General features: G+C 60.5%; 1 protein-coding gene. It reads left to right on the plus strand.

Annotated features, from left to right (window positions below; translation table 11 throughout):
* Positions 1-1317 (plus strand): carbohydrate porin (locus ACLH1U_RS25140; RefSeq protein ID WP_086076642.1); only part of this gene is annotated, 1317 nt, incomplete at its 5' end.
* Positions 1318-1434 lie beyond the last annotated feature (117 nt).

Here is a 1434-nt window from a genome sequence, read left to right on the forward strand (position 1 = left end):
GTAATGGCGCAAGAATTTACTCAGGAACAGATCGACGCCATCGTCGCCAAAGCCGTTGATAAAGCGCTGGCCGACCGCCAGGCGAAAATTGACGCCGCGGCCGACAAAAAGGTCGACGTCATTACCAACCCGCAGACCACCGCCGCCTCGCCGGATGTGGCGATTCCGTTCGGCCTCAAGTTCAGCGGCTATGCCCGCTATGGCGCCCATTTCCAGACCGGCGACCAGAAATATGTCGGCGTCGACGGCTCCTATAACGGCGCCTCGGCGATCGGTCGTCTGGGCAACGAAAGCAACGGCGGCGAATTCCAGATCAGCAAAGCCTTCAAAAGCGCGCAGGGGGCTATCTGGGATCTCAACGTCATGTTCGACCACTGGAGCGACGAGGTTAACCTGAAGAAGGCCTACGTCGGCGTCACCAACGTGCTGGAATCCAACCCCAACGCCTATATCTGGGCCGGCCGCGACTTCCACCAGCGTCCGCAACAGGGGATCAACGACTACTTCTGGATGAACCACGACGGCCAGGGCGCCGGGGTGAAGAACTTTGATATCGGCGGCGTGCAGTTCGACGTGGCGGCGGTGTCGCAGGTGAAATCCTGTAGCCCGGAAGTGATGGCTGATGAGACCAACCCGTCGCGCATCACCTGTACCGGCAGCTCCGACACCGGGGACAACGGCCACTACGCGCTGACCACCAAAACCCACAACATCAAGGCCGGGCCGATCGACGTCGAGGTGTACGCCAACTACGGCTTTGACTCGAAGGCGGTGGACAGCGACGCGCGTCTCGAAGCCTGGCAGGGCGGCCTGGTGCTGAGCCACACCAACGACAGCGGAGTGAACAAGGTGATCCTGCGCTACTCCGACAACTCGGATAACAGCGTCTACAACAAAACCGACGACCTGACCACGGTCTACGCCAGCTTCGAGGGCAGCCATAAGTTCACCCAGCAGGCGCAGGTGGAATATCTGCTGGCTTTCCACGACTACGACAACGGCAAAGATAATACCGACAACCGCAAAAACTACGGCGCTATCGTGCGGCCGATGTACTTCTGGAACGACGTGCACTCCACCTGGCTGGAAGCGGGCTACCAGCGCGTGGACTACGACCAGGGCGGGGATAACCACGGCTGGAAGCTGACGCTGTCGCAGAACATCGCCATCGGCATGGGGCCGGAGTTCCGTCCGATGCTGCGCTTCTACGTGACCGGCGGTCAGGTGGACAACGAGCATACCGCGAAGGTCAACGGCACCAAAGACCAGCAGCTGGATTCGCTGAACGTCGGCGGGATGTTTGAGGCGTGGTTCTGATGCGATAGCGTTGTCGAAGGAGCGTTCCCGGCTGGCGCTACGCTTAGCCGGGCTACGACTGGTGCGCTCCATTTATGCCGGATGGCGGCATACATGCCTTATCCGGCCTACGTTCCT

Origin of the sequence: Klebsiella sp. 1SOBk5mer (assembly GCF_046603115.1) — a bacterium.
GTDB classification, from domain to species: Bacteria; Pseudomonadota; Gammaproteobacteria; order Enterobacterales; family Enterobacteriaceae; genus Klebsiella; species Klebsiella quasipneumoniae.